Annotated in this window: 15 protein-coding genes; 5 read left to right on the top strand and 10 right to left on the bottom strand. The window is 38.6% G+C overall.

Annotated features, from left to right (window positions below):
- Positions 1–15: 15 nt before the first annotated feature.
- A complete protein-coding gene (locus AC2SLN_RS06845) occupies positions 16–1,017 on the bottom strand; it encodes an LLM class flavin-dependent oxidoreductase (RefSeq protein WP_486549246.1) in 1,002 nt (333 codons plus the stop codon).
- Positions 1,018–1,396: 379 nt separating this feature from the next.
- Positions 1,397–2,287: a LysR substrate-binding domain-containing protein gene (locus AC2SLN_RS06840; protein WP_486529908.1), complete on the bottom strand. Its 891-nt coding sequence runs from the start codon at positions 2,285–2,287 to the stop codon at positions 1,397–1,399.
- Positions 2,288–2,553: 266 nt separating this feature from the next.
- Here AC2SLN_RS06840 and AC2SLN_RS06835 point away from each other — a divergent pair, with 266 nt between their 5' ends.
- The 5 genes from AC2SLN_RS06835 (at position 2,554) to ptuB (ending at position 9,098) form a co-directional block, all read left to right on the top strand.
- The gene (locus tag AC2SLN_RS06835) at positions 2,554–4,383 is read left to right on the top strand and encodes an AmpG family muropeptide MFS transporter (RefSeq protein WP_486549247.1); all 1,830 of its coding nucleotides are present in this window, start codon (positions 2,554–2,556) and stop codon (positions 4,381–4,383) included.
- Positions 4,384–4,436: 53 nt separating this feature from the next.
- Positions 4,437–5,387, top strand: a complete 951-nt coding sequence (prmC, locus tag AC2SLN_RS06830) for a peptide chain release factor N(5)-glutamine methyltransferase (RefSeq protein WP_486549248.1) — start codon at positions 4,437–4,439, stop codon at positions 5,385–5,387.
- A gap of 456 nt (positions 5,388–5,843) precedes the next feature.
- A complete protein-coding gene (locus AC2SLN_RS06825) occupies positions 5,844–6,776 on the top strand; it encodes a retron St85 family RNA-directed DNA polymerase (protein ID WP_486549249.1) in 933 nt (310 codons plus the stop codon).
- Positions 6,769–8,409 (top strand): retron Ec78 anti-phage system effector ATPase PtuA, encoded by a 1,641-nt coding sequence (gene ptuA / locus AC2SLN_RS06820; RefSeq protein ID WP_486549250.1) that lies wholly within the window; start codon positions 6,769–6,771, stop codon positions 8,407–8,409. The genes AC2SLN_RS06825 and ptuA overlap by 8 nt, the downstream gene beginning before the upstream one ends.
- A 5-nt stretch (positions 8,410–8,414) precedes the next feature.
- Positions 8,415–9,098, top strand: a complete 684-nt coding sequence (gene ptuB, locus AC2SLN_RS06815) for a retron Ec78 anti-phage system effector HNH endonuclease PtuB (RefSeq protein WP_486549251.1) — start codon at positions 8,415–8,417, stop codon at positions 9,096–9,098.
- 190 nt (positions 9,099–9,288) lie between these two features.
- On the opposite strand, the gene rlmKL is transcribed toward ptuB, so the two are convergent.
- The 8 genes from rlmKL to AC2SLN_RS06775 form a co-directional block, all read right to left on the bottom strand.
- On the bottom strand, positions 9,289–11,751 hold the full coding sequence (gene rlmKL / locus AC2SLN_RS06810) for a bifunctional 23S rRNA (guanine(2069)-N(7))-methyltransferase RlmK/23S rRNA (guanine(2445)-N(2))-methyltransferase RlmL (protein ID WP_486549252.1): 2,463 nt from the start codon (positions 11,749–11,751) through the stop codon (positions 9,289–9,291).
- A 442-nt stretch (positions 11,752–12,193) separates the two neighbouring features.
- Positions 12,194–13,369 carry a mechanosensitive ion channel family protein gene (locus tag AC2SLN_RS06805; RefSeq protein ID WP_486549253.1) on the bottom strand — a complete coding sequence of 392 codons (1,176 nt, stop codon included), beginning with the start codon at positions 13,367–13,369 and terminating at the stop codon, positions 12,194–12,196.
- 469 nt (positions 13,370–13,838) lie between these two features.
- Positions 13,839–15,398: a dihydrolipoyl dehydrogenase gene (locus AC2SLN_RS06800; protein WP_486549254.1), complete on the bottom strand. Its 1,560-nt coding sequence runs from the start codon at positions 15,396–15,398 to the stop codon at positions 13,839–13,841.
- Positions 15,399–15,642: 244 nt separating this feature from the next.
- The gene (locus AC2SLN_RS06795) at positions 15,643–16,137 is read right to left on the bottom strand and encodes a peroxiredoxin (protein ID WP_486549255.1); all 495 of its coding nucleotides are present in this window, start codon (positions 16,135–16,137) and stop codon (positions 15,643–15,645) included.
- A gap of 217 nt (positions 16,138–16,354) precedes the next feature.
- On the bottom strand, positions 16,355–16,702 hold the full coding sequence (locus AC2SLN_RS06790; protein ID WP_486549256.1) for a hypothetical protein: 348 nt from the start codon (positions 16,700–16,702) through the stop codon (positions 16,355–16,357).
- 443 nt (positions 16,703–17,145) lie between these two features.
- The gene (gene queC, locus AC2SLN_RS06785; RefSeq protein WP_486549360.1) at positions 17,146–17,883 is read right to left on the bottom strand and encodes a 7-cyano-7-deazaguanine synthase QueC; all 738 of its coding nucleotides are present in this window, start codon (positions 17,881–17,883) and stop codon (positions 17,146–17,148) included.
- Positions 17,884–18,024: 141 nt separating this feature from the next.
- Positions 18,025–18,804 carry a DODA-type extradiol aromatic ring-opening family dioxygenase gene (locus AC2SLN_RS06780; RefSeq protein ID WP_486549361.1) on the bottom strand — a complete coding sequence of 260 codons (780 nt, stop codon included), beginning with the start codon at positions 18,802–18,804 and terminating at the stop codon, positions 18,025–18,027.
- Positions 18,805–19,668: 864 nt separating this feature from the next.
- Entirely contained in the window at positions 19,669–20,748 is a 1,080-nt protein-coding gene (locus AC2SLN_RS06775) for an MFS transporter (protein WP_486549257.1), read from the bottom strand.
- Between the last annotated feature and the right edge of the window lie 336 nt (positions 20,749–21,084).

Genomic DNA, 21,084 nt, shown 5'->3' with positions numbered 1-21,084 from the left:
AAAAAGGCTCGGTGGTTATGTTTTTAAATCAAAAATCCCAAGTTTAGGCACTAATTCTAATGAGCGCAGGCGTGCTTGTTGATCATAAATATTCGTCGTGACTATCATTTCATCGGGCTTATGCTCTTCTATAAAGTGGTGGAGGAGGGGTTTTATACTGGCCACCGTACCCAAAAATGAAACGGCTAAAGCCTCTTCAACCATAGCTTGCTCGCTATCACTCCAAAAACCATCCATTGACTCAATCGGTTTTGGGACTTGCCCGCGTCCACCGCGGCGTAGGCGCACAAAGCTTTGCTGGGCTGAAGTGAAGTGATAGCGTGCCGTTGCACCATCATCCGCTAGTAATAAGTTAGCCGCAAGCATCACGTAAGGCCTATCAAGATAAGCTGAGGGATTAAAGCTATCCCGATATACTCGTATGGCTTGGGTCATCATTCGGGGAGCAAAGTGTGACGCAAAGGCATACGGCAGTCCAAGTTGGGCTGCTAATGTTGCCCCAAAAAGGGAGGAGCCTAATATCCAAATGGGCACATTACTATTTGCTCCTGGGAAAGCTTGAACTGGGCTATTGGCAGAGTCACTGCCTAAAAAGAAGAGAAGTTCCTGCACATCCTGCGGAAAATGACTTGCATCATTGATTTGACGACGCAATGCCTTGAAGGTGGCACCATCTGTACCTGGTGCTCGACCAAGTCCTAAATCAATTCTATCTCCATACAACGCTTGCAGCGTGCCAAACTGTTCTGCAATCACTAGGGGAGAATGGTTTGGTAGCATGACGCCACCTGATCCAATACGTATTTTATTTGTTTGGCTACCAATATGAGAAAGTAGGACAGATGTAGCGGCGCTGGCGATACCGGGCATATTATGATGCTCTGCCATCCAGTATCGATTCATACCAATGGCTTCTGCTCTTTTTGCCATGTCTACAGCATGTTTAACTCCTAATGCAGTCGTACTGCCTTCAGGAACAGGGGCTAAATCTAAAAAAGATAGAGGAATAGCTTTCATCGTAAATCCTAAATACTATAATCCTAAATACTATATATCTAAATATATGACTACTTTAGTATCTGCTTTCAAGGGCAATGCTATTTTTTTAATAAAACCTAACGTGTACTTTATAAAATCTAAGGTTTATAAAATTACATAACGCTTTAGTAACTAAATTTACGCAGTTGTATAATTAACAACGGCTGCTTATTGTTTATTTGCGCTGGCTGTATGGTAGTTAAAGAGCACAATAAATAACTGCCAATTTGCATAAAACCAGACGCATAAAACCAGTCAATCCGTGCTTTGCTATAAGTTCAGTAGATTCAGTTTTAGTAAATAAAAAAAGGAGCCATAAAGGCTCCTTTTCAGGTTGTAAATACAAAAATCATCGTATTTATTTACTAAACTGACTTTGACACAATTTAATGAAGGCGTGTCCAAAATGGCGAATTTGTGCATCATCTCGCACAGCTATCCAGCTGGTAAAACGGCCGAAATGATCTATTGGAATAGCGGTAAGATTTTGATAATGACTGGGCTCAAATGCCATTTCTGCAATAATACCCACGCCAAGGCCGGCTCCCACATAGGTGCTAATCACATCGGCGTCTAATGCTGCTAATACTATATCTGGCTCAAGACCAGCCTCTTTAAATGCTTTATCAATCGTGCTACGTCCAGTAAAACCGCCGTGATAGGTAATCAACGGATAACTGGCTAGAGTTGGTAAATCAACTGTTTCTGCCTTGGCCAACTCATGGTCTTTAGGAATGATAATGACATGAGACCAATCGTAATAACGATGGCATCTAAGGTACGCATTTTGCAATAATGATTCTGTCGCAATACCAATATCTGCTTGACCTCGAATAACCATATTGGTAATGGTTTCTGGATCGGCCTGCTGTAATACTAGCTGAACTTTTGGATATTGCTGCTTAAATTCTTTAATAATATCTGGTAAAACATAGCGGGCTTGTGTATGCGTGGTTGCTAAGGTTAACGTGCCTACTTGAGGGTCATTATAATCAAGGCTTAAGTTTTCAATAGTACGCATCTCGGTAAAAATGGCTTCGATATGCGGTAATAAATCTTTACCAATTTGAGTTAGCCCAGTCAATCTTTTGCCTTGACGTACGAATACATCTGCTTTGAGTTGATTCTCAAGTGCAGATATGTGTTTAGATAGGCTTGATTGGCTGGTATGTAACACAGAGGCCGCTTGGCTAAGGTTATAACCATTAATAACCGTATGCCAAACAGTCTCTAGCTGTTTTAACTGAATTTGTAGATGTCTTTGGTTGAGGATTTCATCAATGGCCATAAAACTTTCCGTATCGCTTTGATTTAAATCACTCAAGGTTTGAATGATCTCATAAGCTCTTTAATATTTAACAGATAACTTACGATTATACAATGATTTGATTGAGATAACTAACGAATAAAATCTAATAAGGCTTCTTCAGTTGCTTTAATCTCTAGTCAAAAACCCTATACTAAAGTAATATTACGCTTTTACCCACTTCTTTATGATTTAATGATAGGTTAAACATGTCCTCTGCCTCACAAGCCAGCCCTTCAAGAAATAATCCAACCAAAAAATCATGGTCAGAAGCGTTTAAATCATTTCTTGATTTAAGAGTGATGATTATGCTGTTTCTAGGATTTGCAGCTGGTATACCAATATTGCTCATATTTTCAAGCTTATCACTATGGTTAAGTGAAGCGGGAATTGAAAAAAGTATCATAACCATGTTTGGATGGGCTGGACTTGGATATTCGTTTAAGTTTATTTGGGCACCTTTAATAGACTCGATGCCTTTACCAGTATTAACTAAATGGTTAGGTAGACGAAGGGCATGGATGATTGTCTCACAACTCCTAATAATTCTGGCTATTATTATAATGGCGAACGTTAACCCCATTGATCAAAATATTCTTTGGGTTATGGCAGCTGGGGCAGTGTTATTAGGTTTTTCATCGGCCACTCAAGATATTGTTATTGATGCCTATCGAATCGAGCTATCTACGTTTGAATTACAACCCACTCTATCATCGATTTATGTATCTGGTTATCGCATTGGCATGATTGTCGCTGGTGCTGGCCCGTTATATTTAGCAACATATTTTGGATCAACACAAGAGCACTATAGCTATGAGGCATGGCGTTACACTTATTATATAATGGCTGCCATTATGTCTATCGCGCTATTAACCACCTTTGCAGGATATGAGCCTTCTGCTGAAACATTACAGCGTGACAAGCAAAGAAAAAACCTTAGAATATTTAGTATTTATGCAGGTTTTTTGCTGATACCTGGGTCGATTTATGGGCTACTTGTATTAATAAGTACCTTCTTTAAAAAGTTTTTAGATACTGAGTTAGTTTTAGTACCAGCTTCTATAGTACCAAATATAAATATGTACTTTTTTGCTGTTATTGCATGTGCGCCCTTGTTGCTACTTTATTATATTTTTAATCAGCCTAAAATAATCAATAAAGTATCATTAGTTGTACAATCGAATAATGACAATTTGAGAATTGTATTATTGTTTGTTATTTCTGTTCTCGCTTTTATTGGGTCGTTCATTGCTATAGGGCATGTATTAGGTGAAGCTGAAGGCGTGTTTTTAAAGTTCATGCATGAAGCTGTTCGCTTATTGGGCAGCTTAGCGGTAGCTCTGATTGTAGGTTATGGGCTTGTTACGGTTGGGCTGGCTAAGAAATCAGTAGCAAAAAAATTATGGGTAGATCCTATTGCCGACTTTTTTAGGCGATATGGCAAACAAGCTATATTACTCTTGCTATTAATTGGATTTTATCGGGTGTCTGATATTGTTGCTGGTGTAATATCCAATGTATTCTATGCTGAGATGGGTTTCACAAAGGTGCAAATCGCAGACGCTGTTAAATTTCTTGGGTTGATAATGACCATCATGGGTGGTTTTTTAGGTGGACTTATTGCTCAAAAGATGAAAATGATGCATGTCATGATGCTTGGTGCTATAGCAGCAAGTGCCACAAACTTATTATTTATTTTGCTCACTTATCATCCGGGTGATTTAAATTATATGTATTTTGCTGTCATCATAGATAACTTAGCCGCTGGGTTTGCTACCGCTGTCTTTGTTGCCTTCTTATCCGCATTAACCTCTATTAAATTTACTGCGGTTCAATATGCAATTTTCTCATCTTTAATGACATTGTTTCCTAAGGTGTTGGGGGGGTATTCAGGAGGGATTTCAGAAAACCTTGGTTTTGCTAATTTCTTTACTATTACATTCTGTATCGGGTTGCCAGTATTGATTCTAATATATTTGGTAGATAAGCATGTGGTTATCGGCGAAAATGATGATCCTGTAGAACCGCCAAAACTATAAATAAATTCTTGATGACTTAGCTTAAATTTAACTTATTAACAAACGAGAGTAGTGTGATAGCTAGAACGATTAAAAGCATCAAATTTAATAGCTTTCTAAATAGTTATGCTGATATCCCAGCACATTGGGTAACTGATTGGCTATTACATGTTCTACAGAAACCAGCCTCATTTTTAATTACAGATAGGGATTACGTCCTAAGCGTAGATGAACTAGCACAGTTTGACGCAGGTATTGCCAAGATGCAGGCTGGCACGCCATTGGCTTATTTAACGGGGAAACAAGAATTTTGGTCACTCGAATTCGAGGTCAATGAACATACGTTAATTCCAAGACCAGATACTGAGGTTTTGGTTGAACAAGTGTTAGGTTGGATAGCCAAACACTATCAAACAAACAATACTAAAAATAGCCTAAGCAGTTCTGATCCACAAGCTGAAACCCTATCAAATCCTTATTTTAAATTATTAGACTTAGGTACAGGGTCGGGGTGTATTGCCATTAGTTTAGCTTTAGAGCTGACTAATCAATATCAAAATCAATGGCAGGTAACTGCGATTGACTATTCTCAAGAAGCTTTAAAAGTCGCCAAACGAAATGCACTATTAAATGAAGTCAAAAATATAGAGTTTTTTCAAAGTGATTGGTTTTCAGTATTTGCAAAAGGTTTAGAGGACAAAGCTCAGAAATTTGAAGTGATTGTTTCCAACCCCCCTTATATAGAAGGGGGAGATGAACATTTGAGTCAGCTTAAAGCTGAACCCTTGTCTGCATTGGTAGCTGAGGATAACGGACTAGCGGATATAAAATTAATATGTGATCAAGCCAAAAATTATTTGGTAAGTGGTGGCTTATTGGCAATTGAGCATGGGCATGATCAAGGTAAGGATGTCACTGATATTTTTACTTTAAATGGCTATACTCAAATTGAGACCGTCCCAGATTATGGGGGTAATGAGAGGGTAACGCTTGGTGTGTGGACGGGTGCCACCAACGAATTATAGAGAAAAGCGTTACCTTTGAGATTAAAACATTGTTATTTGCAGCTAATCCTGCCATCCGCTACTGTCGGGGCTAAACCGCCCCTCCGTTATCGCTCTAGTCAATAAGATTAACCATCCGTATCTAATATCACGATAAATAAGGTACGGGGGAAGCACTCTACATCAAGTCACAAGCCAGAGTAAGGTGCTATCTACTAGCGCCATAAAGAGTAACAACATAAAATTGTATAAAGTCATTAACCTGATATATAATAAAAATACCCTTTAGCTTAAGACGAATTCGTCTAGTCGGGTGTTTAGCCAGACTCTAATTTATTGAACGGCTTTATGGTTGCGATAGGTTCGCAACCTGATTTCCTCACGCCGTTCGTCAATCAGGTTGCGAATCTATCGCTTCCTTAAGTAAAGGGCTGAGCCCAAGAGTGCTGCTCTTGGGCTTTTCTTATGGGGCTATAAATGACTTTGATAAAACAGCTTGCATTCGAGTTAAAAAAGAGTGAAGACGAAGTCTTTCGTTTTTTGTTGAGTGCGCCTAAAAGATATAAAGTCTATACTATTCCAAAGCGTACCTCTGGACATAGAGTTATTGCTCAACCTTCTAAAGAGCTAAAAAAGTATCAACGAAAGTATCTGGAGCTTCAGAGTCTACCTATTCACGATTCAGCGATAGCGTACCGAAAAGGAATGAGTATTAAACAAAATGCAAATGCTCATAAAAATAACCCATATTTACTTAAGCTAGATCTTGAGAATTTTTTCAACTCTATTTCTAATACATTATTCTGGACGGTTTGGGAGTCGTTACTGACTTTACCTTCTAGTCAAGATAAGTATACTTTAGAACAATTACTTTTCTGGAATCCTAGTAAAAAAACGGGTGGAACATTAGTTCTTAGTATAGGTGCACCAAGCTCCCCGTTAGTATCCAATTTTTTTATGTACCAATTTGATTGTGCTATTAGTGAGTTTTGTGTTGAAGAAGAAATTACATATACGCGGTATGCTGATGACTTAACATTTTCTACCAAGCATAAGGACTTACTTTTTTCTATTCCAGAACTTGTAAAAGAAAAACTTAATCAGCTGTTTGGTAATGCTATAAGAATTAACAGAAAGAAAACCAAATTTTCATCTAAGGCTCATAATAGACATGTTACAGGTATAACTATTACCAATGATGGAACGCTTTCTTTAGGAAGAGAGCGCAAAAGATATATAAAGCATTTAGTTCATTATGTTCAACTTAATAAACTTGATAATGAAGAAAGACAACATCTTAGAGGTCTTATTGCTTATGCTAAGCATATAGAACCTACATTTATTGAATCTTTGAAAAGAAAATATTCTAATGAGCTCATAACTCAAATTATTGAGGAATCAAATGACTAAGTCGCGTAGATATGAAAGTAGGGCTATCAAACACTTAATTCAAAACTCAGACAAAGGTAACTTTCAATCCTCGTATCAATTATATCTAAATTATCTCGAAGGTAAAAATGTAGAACAAAAGGATGAAGTTTTAGCTTATAAATATTTGGAAAAAGTAGAATCTGCACTTACTTATAAAAAACTTATTTTATTATCCATGCATATGGTTGATTTTAGAAGATTTAGAAAACTAGAGATTTCATTTAATGAGAAAGTTACTGTATTAATAGGAATTAACGGCTCTGGCAAAACTAGTATTGTAGAAGGTATAGCTAAGACCTTATCATGGTTGAATAATAATTTAGAAAAAACAGACGTAGTTGGTAGACCTATTACAGAAAGTGATATTCATGTTTGTTCTAAAGAGTACAGTGAAGTAGCGACGAAATTTAAGTTTGATGAGAAAAATACATTTGATGTGAGTATTGGTAGTACTGTCTCTGGTTATAACGGTAGGTCACCTACAAATGTAGTAGGTATCAGACAAGTTGCCGAAATGTATAAAAGTGTTTCTCATAACTCCTCAATAAATATCCCACTTTTAGTGTTTTATTCAGTCGAACGTTCAGATTTTTCATTGTCTTCGACAATTACAGAAGAAGCTTCGGGAGATAATATAAGCAATAGATACTCCGATCTTAAAACAGCTTTAGATGGGAGTGGAAAACTTGAAAACTTTTCTAAACTTTATATTGAACTAGTTAATCGAGCGCAAGGTGGAAATACTAAAGAAGTTGAAGAGTTAAAGGTTCAGATAGAGACTTTGCAGGCTACTATTGACGATGTATATTCGGGTAAAATGATTCCAGAAAACGATCCTTTTAATATTAAGCTCCAATCTAAAAAACAAGAATTAGCAGATTTAATAAAGACTAACACTTCCACTAAATACAAAAAACATCTAGAACTTGTAAATCAAGCAATTGAAAAGCTTGTTCCAGAAGTAAATAACCTTGAAGTAGATCGTAGCTCAGGAAAAGCTAGAATAATGGTTCAGAACTTTGGGAATAGAGTTAATATAGCTCAGTTATCACAAGGTCAGAAGATGTTGGTGGCCTTATCTGGGGACTTAGCAAGGCGATTAGTTAAACTAAATCCTGAATCTGATAATCCTCTAAATGGTCATGGAATAGTTGTTATTGATGAAATTGAATTACACTTACATCCCAAGTGGCAACAAGAAATACTAATCAATCTTCAAGATACTTTCCCTAATTTACAGTTCATAGTAACTACTCACAGCCCTCAAGTTCTATCGACTGTTGATAAAGATTGCATTCGTGTACTTCGATTTGATAACGAAGGGAATGCTATAATAAATACACCAGAATTTCAGACTAGAGGTGTTTGTAGCGCTGATGTACTAGAGCAAATAATGGGAACATTTGCGATACCAAAGGTAGACGAAGCAGATTTACTTTCTAAATATTCGGCTTTGGTTGCAGAGAATAGGTGGGAATCGGAAGAAGGTCGAGAGTTGTTTAAAAAGATAGTTAGTCATTTTGGTAATGACCACCCAGAGGTAAAGAAAATTGAAGGCGATATTAGAACTCAAGAATTCAAATTGAAGATTAAAGAGCTAAAAGGAAATTGACTTCAATGAAGAAACTATCTCGTGGTGATGCTCCTTCTTGCTTAGCTAAACTTAAACATGGTAAAGATAACTGGTCTGTAATAAGAGAAAAAGGTTTGGGTAGCGAGATTTGGGAAAAGCTCAATGACATGCAGAATGGGTTCTGTGCGTATTGTGAATGTAGTCTTAATAACAAAGATTCAAATCGTCATATTGAACATTTTATTCAAAGAAATAAAGACCCAAGTTTAACCTTTGACTGGGACAATATTTTTGGTTCATGTAATAATTTAAACAGTTGTGGGAATTATAAAGACAGCAGTTCAGTAGCTAAAGCTATAGATTTAAATAAAGTATGTAAACCTGATGTAATAGATTTTAGTGAACTAATCTTGTTCTTAAGTTCTGGTAAGGTTAGACCTAGAGCCAAATTAGATATGCAAAAAAAAGAGCTTGCTGTTAATACTATCGCTATTTTTAATCTTAATGATGATAGTAAATTAGTGAATTCACGTAAGGCGGCTATTTCGGCAGAAAAGAGTTTAGCAGATGAATATTTGAAAATGTCAGTGGAAATAAGGTCACTGGAAGATGACGGTAGTTTAGCCGAACTACTGCAAGAAGAGTTAGATGAAGCATTACAAAGAATTACCAGTGTAGAGTATTCTTCAGCACTAAAACATTTATGGAAATATAATGAACAGTTTTAGGAACTAGCCCCGATAGAAGCGGTATCCTTTGCTAAGCCACGGCATAGAGCGGCTTGCTAGCAAGCGGTCTCGTAAGGCAGGAACGCATGCTAGCTTAGACGCACTGCCGTGGTGGGCAAAGATACAAGCAGATAGCGGGTTGGTGGTTTAAAAGTACCCAGACTCTGCGCTCCCCTAAACACTAAAACACTTACAACTTATGACGAATCTCAAAGCTATGATGAATAGGCTTTTTAGGGTTAAAGTCAAATCCAATCGTTTGATTGGTAATTTCGGTCACATCATAACGATCATATAACGCTTCATCCATTTCAAACTTGGTGAAGTTGTTTGAGAAATAGATGACGCCACCATTAGCTAAACGATTCATCGCACGGTTAATCAATGCCGTGTGGTCACGTTGCACATCAAAGGTGCCCTGAAACTTTTTCGAGTTTGAAAAAGTTGGTGGGTCAATAAAAATAACATCAAACTGATCTGAATTATCTTTAATCCAATCAAAAATATCTGACGCTATAAACTGATATTTACTACTGGTCACATCCAATCCATTAAGCGCAAAGTTTTGTTTGCCCCAATCTAGATAGTTCTGTGATAAATCGACACTGGTAACAGACTTTGCACCGCCAAGAGCGGCATGTACGCTGGCAGTGCAGGTATAGGCGAAGAGATTAAGCACGTCTGCACCGCGACTGGCATCACGAATCATACTTCGCATATTGCGGTGGTCAATAAACAGCCCTGTGTCTAAATAATCGGTAAAGTTGACATAAAAGTAAGCCCCATCTTCAACCACCACATGCATTTTACGTTTCTTTTGAGCGAGTCGCTGGGCTTCTTGCTTTTTGGCTTCTTCACGTGCTAGCTGATATTTATTGCCTTTATAGCGATTGCGGTTGTCTTTATTGGGTTTGTGTTCCGTCTCTTTGCTAGATTTTGCATTGGCTTCAGTCTTCGCAGAATCAGGGTTACCATACTGGGTATTACCTACTTGACGTGAGCGGGTTTTAATAAATACGTTTTCTCGATTAATACCGAACACTTCACGTATGCCCATTAACGCTAAATTAAAACGTTTACGTGCGGTCTCGGGAGGAATAGTCTTAGGGGGTGCCCACTCTTGAACATGAACGTAATCGCCATAGACGTCAATGGCAACTTTATAGTCTGGTAAGTCGGCATCATAGACACGTAGGTTAGTGACGTCTTCTTTGGCAGCAAGCTTTTTAAGGTGATTAGCATTTTTTTGTAAACGGTTAACAAAGTCTTGTGCTTCGTCTACTTTGATTTCCATTTTTTCAAAGCGGGTGATTAAATTCTCGCCTTCCTTACGTATTATCTGACCATAACGAAAATAAACCGTAATCGCACCGTTATGGCAACGCAGAGTTTGAGGGTCAGCAATAGGTAATACATCGGCTTGCTCAACATGGGACGCTAATAGGCCTAGCATAGGCTGATATTTTTGCTTAGAGAAAATATCTTGTAAGGTCAAGCCTAGACCTTGATATAGCGGTTTGATGAAGTCAACGTCACCTAAACGCTCGCCATAAGGGGGGTTGGTAATGACCAATGGACGTTTGAGCTTACGATCTATTAAGGGTTTGGCTAATGCAATTTTCAACTGCGAAAGGGGACGCTGTTCAAGGGTGATATGCGCAATAAGATCAATAAGTCCAGCAGCAACTAAATTATTGCGAGTTGCAGTGATAGCCCCCGCATCCGCATCAAAGCCCAATATGGTAGGTAGCTTATTACCATTGGACGCTTCCTCTAAACCATCATGGAAACGCTGTTGTGCATCAGTAACGCACTGCTGCCATAGATCACTGTCATGCTCATGCCAATGGTAGAAGCCAAATTGTGATTCTGCTTTATCAACGCCAACTGCATAATCACAGTGCATTAATAATGCTTCAATAATAAACGTGCCTGAGCCACACATAGGGTCGATTAAGGCGCTATAACTGTTTTTCTTTTTATGCCAGCCTACGCTATATAACAGCCCAGCTGCCAAGTTTTCTTTAAGCGGTGCATCCGTCATTGCCACACGATAGCCACGGCGATGTAAGCTGGTACCTGATAAATCGAGGTATATTTCAGCATGTTTCTCATTGACGGTAGCATAAATTGGAAAGTCTGGATTATTGCTATCGACATCAGGGCGAGCGTCTAATTTTTCAGTAAAGGTATCTGCAATGGCATCTTTAATGCGTAACATAGCAAACTGCTGGCTAACTTGGACTCGTTTATCAACACTTATGCGAATGGCAAACGTATTATTCAGCCCAAACCAAGTGGTCCAATCTACTGATTTTGCTAAACCGTTTAATTGCTCAGCGACGTCATATTCACTATTGATATTGCGTTTCTTTATTGGCAATAATACCCGAGAAGCCACACGAGACCATAGGCAAATCTGATAGATCTGCTCTAAAGTAGCGGACACTGCAAGACGACCTGTGCTCTTCATCTCGCTGGTAATATCCATGCTATCCAGCTCAGTTTGCAGCGGTGCTTCTAAACCATCGGCACAGGTAATGATAATGTCGTAGCGTTTGTTTGGTGCCAGAGTATTAAGTGATCGGATATCGTCTTGATGATTGCTTAGCTGAGTATCACTGGTGTTATTTTCAGATATAGGGGTGGACATATTAGGCCTTTACATTGTGTATTATTATGACATTGAATTTTTCTATGACAGGGTATGTTGTTATTTCAGCCATTGTGGGATTTATTTTAAAACAATTGTAGCTAACAGAGTTAGAAGTACAGTTTTGAAGTGCAACTTTAAGGATTCTTAATATAAGAATGATAAGTCTATAGTCAAAGAAGTCTAAAATGGTTACAAGGCAACCGAGTGTAAGTACTACTAGAGTAGGCGTAACGAGGTTAACACTGTAACCGTTTAGTAGTTCGCTGACTATAAGGGTTCAAAAGCTCAAGATTCAGGGTTTTATACCTAAGTGTTTTTATATAATCTGATAGGTTTGCACGCTATTTTTAGGTAATGATTTTAACATACTAACCTAAGAGGATAGAAAATTAACCCACCTAAAATGGCATAATTTAGCTGAATCAGGAGCGGTTAATAACTAATCGGCATCATTACCCGCATGAGTAGTAACCTCAAATGGTTTTGTTGCAATAGGATAGTCAACATCCTTAGGCATTAAAATCCGCATATGCGGGTATGGAATGGCAATTTCCGCTGCTTGTAGACTGTTTTTAATTTGCTCATGAAGTGCTTCTTTAATACGAGGGATACGTGCGACAGCAGCAGGTTTGACCCAAAAGCGCACAATAAAGATAGCCCCGAAGTCACTAATCTCACTAATAGTTGCAGAGGGTTCAGGACGCTCTAATATGCTATCCATACCCTCAATAACTTTGAGGATAACTTGACGTGCGGCATCTATGTCTGCCTCCAATGCTATACGCGCTTTGATATCGAAACGAATGAAGTTTTTGGAAGTTAAGTTTGTGACTTCGGATGAGGCAACTGTTGAATTTGGGATAATGACGGTTATATTATCGCGTGTTAAAATATGGGTGGTACGTAGTGAGATAAGAATAACACGGCCTTCTTTATCATCGAGGCTAATCCAATCTCCTACCTGGATGGACTGCTCAAGCAAGATGGTTATTCCAGAAATAAAGTTAGCAATGGTTTGTTGGGCGGCAAAACCGACTGCCAAGCCAACAATACCTAAACCAGCTACCAGTGAGACGATATCAAAACCAAACTGAGCCATAACGCTGGCAAGACCGAATACCACGATGAGCACTGAAAATACGTTTTTGAGTAGTTGTTCAATTGATGCATTAAGTCCGTAATGCTTCAGCACCCGGCTAATAACTTGTTCAGACGAGGTCCATAACACAAAATAAATGCCTGCCCAAATACTGGCCTTAGCAGTTGCTTTGACAGTGGAGGGTTGTATATTTATCTGACTCATGACTGCTATAAGGCAACTGACAAACCAAATGTAACGAATCGTTGAGCGGACAATATTCATTCGTTTGTCACTAAGCTTAAAACGCTCTTTATTGTGCTTAATGACATAAATAATCAGCCAGTAAAAGCAGCCTAATACTACCAGCAGAATGAGAATTTTAATCGCAGTGCTGGCAAGCTCTGCCCCACGTGATGCCCAGTCATGTGTTCCTTCTTCTAAATCGCCCCCAATAGCTAGATATAAGCTCGAATATAAATCGTGCATAATTTCTTGAAAAAATGCGCTAAGTTTTGAGCTAGTGTTACTTGCCATTGCCTGTCCTATTTGCTAATTCAACCTATTTACCCATTCAGCCTATGCATTTAACAGAAGTATGCATTTAACAGAAAGTGTGCAGATTTATATAATCCATAATATACATTAAATTATGCTAATACTGAGTATTCTACATTGCTTATTTTCTAAATCCACTAAAACGGATTGTACTAGTCATTATGTGGTTATAGTAATAGGCTAATTAGAAACGGATGCATTGCATTATAATAATCAAAGAACTTTAAACTCGCTACTAGGCAGTTGAATGCAAGTAGAGTTGTACAGCAAGTGAGGTTAACGGCGTAGTGGTTGATAAATTTAGCGACTATAATCATAAAAAACACCCTGTTAATCAAATAACAGGGTGTTTTAATAGATAAATAGAGGTCTTACTTAAATATGGGTGTGGTTTAAATAGAGATAAAACAGATAATATTTAAACGAAAGATTTAGCCCAGCTACTGATTTATAAGCTACTGGATTGAATCTTACTTCTCGTATCACGCAGCGCAGTACGAAATCCTTCCATAATTGTTGGGTGGTAGAAAGGACTTGCCAATAAGCCATCGATAGTTATATCGTTAGTAATCGCCATTGCTAATATATGAGCAATATATTCGGCGTCAGGACCTACCATACAAGCTCCTAAAACCAGACCGCTATCGGGGCTGGCGTAAATACGCAGTAATCCACAGTTTACCCCCATAATGCGGCTGCGACCTTGATTGTCAAAGCTAACCTCTCCAATGACATGCGCTAACCCTTCAGCCTCTAACTCAGATAGTGACTTACCGACATTTGCAATTTGCGGTGAGCTGAAAATAACTGACATTGGGGTAGTAGGCTTGTTGGCTTTATCCGGAGTCACGTCATTTAAAATAGTAGCATCAGAAGGACAGTCAGGATCACTCGCAATGGCTTCACTCATACTGACGGTTTTGGCTTTATTGGTAATGAGCATAGCCACTTCTCTACCTGCGAAATAGCCCTCATTACTGGTTACATGCAATACTGGCATCAATGCATTGGCATCGCCCACAATATAGATATCAGTACCATCAATGCTGTCTTTAATGTTACCGGTAATGGGATCCATATTAATCGGGCGATTCTTATCATCCAGACTGACGCCTAAATGCTCAAGACCAAGTGTGTGAATTGTGTTGCGTCTGCCCGTAGCAACTAAGACTTTTTGACCCCGCCATGTATGACGCCTACCATCTTCATCAGTATAGTGAATAATAGCTATAGCACCATTTTCGCTGTCTTCTCGATCTACTTTTTCTATCGTTGTATTTAAACGCAAATCAAGGTGTCTGGACAAGCATGCAATGGCTTTCTCGTTAACTTTTTTATCAGGTAAGCTACCCACACGCTTAGCACGGTTAAAGATAGCCACCTGAACACCGAGTCTACTCATTGCCTGTGCCAGCTCTAAACCAATAGCGCCAGTACCTATGACAGCCATTGATTTAGGTAAATCAGGGATTTCAAAAATAATGTCTGAGGTTAGTAGGGTATCGCCTAAGCTTTCTTTCCAGCCTTCAGGGATATAAGGTGTTGAGCCAGTAGCGACTATGATATGGTCAGCCCTAATATACTCCACGTTTCCCGTTGAAGTATGGGCTTCTATTAATCCTGATTCAGTAAATAGGGCTCGACCATAAATCTTATTTTTCTCATCCCAGCTTTCAGCATTTTTAAGCGGGAAGCTGGCAAAATGGTCGCGCTCACGTTGCACCCGTTGCATGACTTGCTTGCCGTTGATCGTCGCTTTACCTTCCACACCAAATTCATCCGAATGGTTAGCATGATAGGCACGCTCGGCGGCTGCAATCAATAATTTACTTGGCATACAGCCCATGGTGGTACAGGTAGTTGACCAAATACCTTCGTTAATAATGACAAGGTTGTCGGTTACTTTACTGATTTGACGGTATGCATTATGTCCTGCTGTGCCTGCGCCAATAATAACGGCATCAACATGGCGAATGGCTTTACCTGCATCACTTGCTGTTTCGGTCATAACAAGATAATCCCTCAATTGACTATTTTTAGTTTAAGTATGGAATGGTTAAAAGCAGATCGGACTCTTATTATGTTTGATGAGCGCATTTGAAAGCCTAGTTTAGCTAGATGAATAATCTATACCAATTGCAATTACTTAACTCTAACAGCTTAGGTCTAAATTATTTAGCTTCAGAACCTGACCTAAATAACTTAAACGATTTAGCCTTAGAGTTTAACGCTCACAGCGTAATCCTTAGAACTTAAGCCAATGTTTCTAACAGTCTATCAGCATAGCCTTTTGCTCGTAAATTACGCTGAGCATGCGTGAGTTTACCTTTACTATCATACACAAAGGTAGAGCGCACCAGTCCCATTGTTTTTTTGCCATACATATTTTTTTCTTTTATCACATCAAAGTGTTGACATAACCTTTCATCGCTATCACTGATAAGCGCAATTTGCAAATCCTGCTTGTCTATAAACTTTTTGTGTGACTCAATGCTGTCTCTTGATACGCCAATGATGTCATAACCCAGTTTATCAAAATCAGAAAGCATAGCTGTAAAATCAATGGCTTGAACCGTACAACCGGGAGTGTTGTCACGTGGATAAAAGTATAAAATCAGCCCTTTTTTACGGTTGTCGATTAAATCTCTTAAGCTAATATCCGCTTCAATCATATTGCCGTCAATCTTTCGTACCATAGGCACGGTAAATTCTGGAAGCGTGATTGTCTCATCGGTCGATTTGGCCATGATCAGTCCTTGTCTTAAATAGGTCATTATATGAAATGTTTGATACTCACTCTCATAGATAGAGGCGATTAATAATTAAAACCTGCTTTTTTAGCGTTCATATTCGGTTTAAATATAAAAATAGGTTCACTGTTAAATAGTTTGACAGTATTAATTTTACCGTCTTAAATAGCTATTTAACAGTGAATTAATAATGAAGTAAACAGTGACTGAATAACTATTTGGCTTTACTTGGGTTATTAATTTTCAACCCTTTTGAGCACTTTTGCATGTCTTGTTGCATTTTTTTAATATAAGGCAGGGTAATTGGGTTTTTACCGCTCTTAGCATAGCTTTCAGCTTCCCACATTTGACCAACAGTCATTTTGCTTTGAACATCAGCCGTGCAGCTACATAGTTTAGAGGCATTTGCTTTATCGGCAATTTTATCATTAACGGCCTGTTTAACGCAGCTATTGACCATCTCTTGTTTAACGTCTAAAGCATTCGCTGACGACATCATTAACATAGCAGAAGTGCCTAGTGCAAGAATGGGCAGTAAATTAAGTTTTGAAGTAAATGTCATAAATAGTCCTAAATAATATGTGGAGGTAAAAAAAATAGCGATTACATTTCAAGCTTTATTAACTGTTGAGAATTATTAGAAGCTGTATTCACAAACTTTAATTGGCTATTTTCGTCTTACACAAGCCACTCGTTCGTTAAAATTAGGATTAAATAGAATGCAACCCGTGCTTTTAACTTAAGAGTGCCTTGTCTTTAACTTAAAGGGGCCTTGTATTGGCTCATTTTATGCTAAAAATATCCTAACTTTAGGTGGTCAATACAGGTTCTTAATTTCGAGTATCAAACAACTAAAAATAGCAGAACTAAACCATAGCAAGCAAATGCCTATAAAAATACTGCTTTTTGCTATTAAAATGAAAAAGTATGTTAAGCATCGGTAACAGCCTACCGGATTCCATAACTTTATCTGACTATCGTTGCCTATTTTAGATATATTGCTATTTAAGCCTGATATGGAGTTGGGTCGGGAACACCCGCATCTTTAAAGCCTCTTTTACGTAGGGTGCAGCTGTCACAAATGCCGCAAGCTTTGCCTTCGCTATCTGCTTTATAGCAAGAAACGGTTTGTGAATAGTCCACGCCAAGAGAGGTGCCAAGCTTTATAGTTTCTGCCTTGGTCAGTGTTTGCAGAGGCGTTTGAATGTGTAGCTTATGACCTGTTACGCCAGCCTTAGTTGCTAGATTTGCCATAATTTCGAACGCATGGATATATTCAGGGCGACAATCTGGATAGCCAGAGTAATCTACCGAACTCACACCAATCACAATGTGATTAGAGTCAGTAACTTCCGCTACCGCTAACGCATAAGATAAGAAAATGGTATTACGTGCTGGCACATAGGTGTTGGGAATGGCAGCGTTATCAATGACGTCTGTGTGGGTAGGGAACTTATCAGTATCGCCATCAGGAACCGTCATATCATAATCTGTTAATGAAGAACCACCAAGTTGGGCGATATCAATATCAATAATTTTATGATCCACTGCGGCTTGTTTAGCGATACGTTTAGCGGCTATCAGCTCACTGTTATGGCGTTGACCATAATTAAAACTGACAGCGGTTACCTTAGCATAACGTTGTTTTGCCCAATATAGACAAGTAACGGAGTCTAAACCACCAGAGAGCAATACCACTGCATTTTGATTTGTAGTTTCTAGCTTATTGTTTCCCAAGTTAATGGCCTCGCTTGAAGTTGGGTTTAAATGATATAGGGTTGAAATGAAGTTGAGTTCTAATAAAAATAGATTTTAACAAAGTTAAAGCTTTAGTCGCTCACTTTGTGTAGCGAATTGGTTATGGGCTTTGAGGTCGTATTTTAGTTAGTCAAAGCGATACACGTCCATACCTAAGCTGTGATGAGCCATACTCTCGTGAATTACCGAAACCCGTTGACCACACCCAAGTGCAAAAAATAACGGTAGTAAATGTTCTGGGGTAGGGTGGACTTTATTAACTTCAGTAAATTGTTGCCAGTCTAAGGCAGTAGCAATATCTGTTTTGAGCATATGAAGCAGCCAATGCTTAAAGGCCAGTGCATTTTCCTCTTCGCTTTTGGCATCCCACTTTATGGTCGCTAAGTTATGAGTAATGCTGCCCGAACCAATGATTAGTACTTGTTCGCGGCGCAGTTGGGTAAATAAGCTGCCCAATTGATAACAGGCATAGGCATCAAAATTTTTAGGTAAAGATATCTGAACAATGGGGATGTTTGCGTCTGGATATAGATGAAGAAGAGGAGCCCAGACACCGTGATCTAAAGGTCGCAGTGGGTTCACGCTATTGGGCAACCCCATTTTATTCAGTTGTGACGATAACGACTCTGCTAAAGCAGGATGGCCGCTAGCGGGATAATTTAAGGTATATAGCTTTTGGGTAAATCCAGAAAAATCATGCCATGTTTGGGGTTTGGGATTACTGGCAATTTCTAAAGAATGCGATACCCAGTGTGCTGACATGATGATGATGGCTTTAGGCGGCGGCAAATTTTGCCCTGTTCGAGCCAGTGCATTGGTAGTGGCATTTTTTTCAAGGGCAAAAGTAGGCGCACCGTGGGAGATAAACAGGCTAGGCAGAGTTGCATAAGGTTCAGAAATAGCCATCGCCTCCAGACTGGTCAATTGCCTAGCCTGTGATTTACGATTGAGTAAGTTGCGTGCGGGGTTACTTGTTGCCATACTAAGATACTGTGAACCTAAAGACTGTGAAGAATATAAATGTGTCATGGCCTAGTTATGGGGGCAGGGCTGTATTTTTAAAGCAGCCATTGAGTTCGACAAAGAAACGGTTACCGGCTCTAGTGGCAGTATTTATTACTAAGATATTGGCCTAATTTGTATTATAGCGTTATGGGTTATGTCGTTGTTTTTCGGATTGCACCAAGTCACTTGTCTCTACTTTCAATGTATCTATCTATCCCTTAATGCCACCGATGATAAGGATGGTTGTTATGACTACTCATTGCTCGGTATAACTGATAACTGTTCCATTAACATTACTACACTAAAGGATCTCGTAAACGTAGACTAGACGTTTTAGCCCAGTATCCGTAAAAAAACAAGCTACGTGAACATATACGCACAATTAAACCTTATTAACGCCAATACTCTATCTGATAAATAATCAATCTATTGGTCAATTATCTTGTTGAATCAGTTTATACCTGATTTAGTGGATTTAGCATCTTAGGGAGTCTTTTTGACTTCAAGGCTAATACGCTCTGTCCTTGTCCCATTCTAACTATAATAATCATTGTAAATAGGGGGATTATAGATATTTAAAGAATAATATAATGTTAAAGATTAATATAATGAATAAAAAAAAAGCACCCTGAAAATTCAGGATGCTTTCAAAATCTTACAGCAATGTTTAAATTAAAGGTATGTCCTTTATTTTAATAGGATTGAAATAGACAGTTTTTATCAAGCAGTAAACCACCTACTTACTCAATTAACCCATCTAATCAATTAACGGATGTTATCTCCCATTCTAACAATGGGTTTATCTAATCGGTAATTAGCGGCGGCACTACGAGCACCCATAGTACTAGCAATGAAAGTCAATAGCGTACTAATCAACCAGAATAGACCTGAATACAAGGCTGTTTTACGTGCTACATCTTCAGCGGTATTAAGCGCTTGATCCACTTTTTGTAAGCCTTGATCTGCTCTTTGTTGGGCAGTTGCTACCATTTGCTCAGTTTCAGTTTTGTACTCATTGTATGAAGCAACCACTTCATTACGGACTTCTTGCGCTTCGCTTTCACTTAGACCTTCCGCTTGAAGACGAGTGATGATTTCATCACTTTTAAGCGTTTGTTCAATATCGGCTAAACGGTTCTTAGCCACTTCATCGATATTTTTCCAAGTTTCAAGGCTAGTCAAGTCAAGCTCTTGTACCTCAGCTTTTTGTTCGTTTACCATCTCTTCAACCACATCAGCCGTGGCACTAATTTGATCTTGGTTAAGACCTTGAGTATTTTTAGCTATCCAACCTTCAATATCACTACGGCTAATATCGCCAGTTACTTTGTCATAAATCTCTTTTGCTTCTTGTTGCACGTTCACATCTGACTGCTCAACGGCGCTACCAACAGCACCAGAAGTGGCTTTTGCTACACCACCAGTAGCAGTAGCAGCAGTGCTGGCTACGGTACTAACCGTACTACTTACTGCACTTGTCGCAGTCGATAAAATACTAGTTGCGCCATTGATTGCCATTAAAGTGGTTAAAGCAACCATTGAAGCCGCCGTTAACATACCTGTTAAAGTGGCATCTTTAGGGTCAATTTCAGTACCATCACCAAAAAGAGTTTCAGGCGCTGAATATTTAACGGCAAAGAAGCCTGCGACATAGGCACTAACTAAAGCGGTAATCGCAGTATAAATACCAGCAGCTATGCTTGTACCTTGTAAACTAAACGGTAGGAAAGAACTTAATACCAGTGCTAAAGCAATCATGGCCATGACCACAATTAGACCCATTAGAAGTCCTGCTAATACACCACGCCATGATGGACGTCGCTGTGGGGTATATGTTGGAATCATTTTAGTATCCTCGTCAATATTACTAAACTATTAATGAATGGTTGGAGTGTGTTGGAGTGTAGTGTAACGAAAGTGATATTAAAGATTTAAATTAGGACCAAATACAGAGTCTGTCGTTTAAACTATTGTTTTCGTTAAACTAAAGTTACAGTTATATTTACAGTATCGAATTTACTAATAGCTGGTTTTTCGGATAATAGCACCATAAAAATAAAGATTAGATTGAGTTTGGTAAGGAAATGACACGGAATGTATACTTGAATCGTAAACTGTAAATAGAGTGTTTAGTAATGTAAATTTATACACTAAAGTTAGTTTTTATGTATGTGATACGTT

This window comes from Psychrobacter sp. CX90, from assembly GCF_057396305.2.
This window is presented reverse-complemented; position numbering and strand designations above follow the sequence as displayed.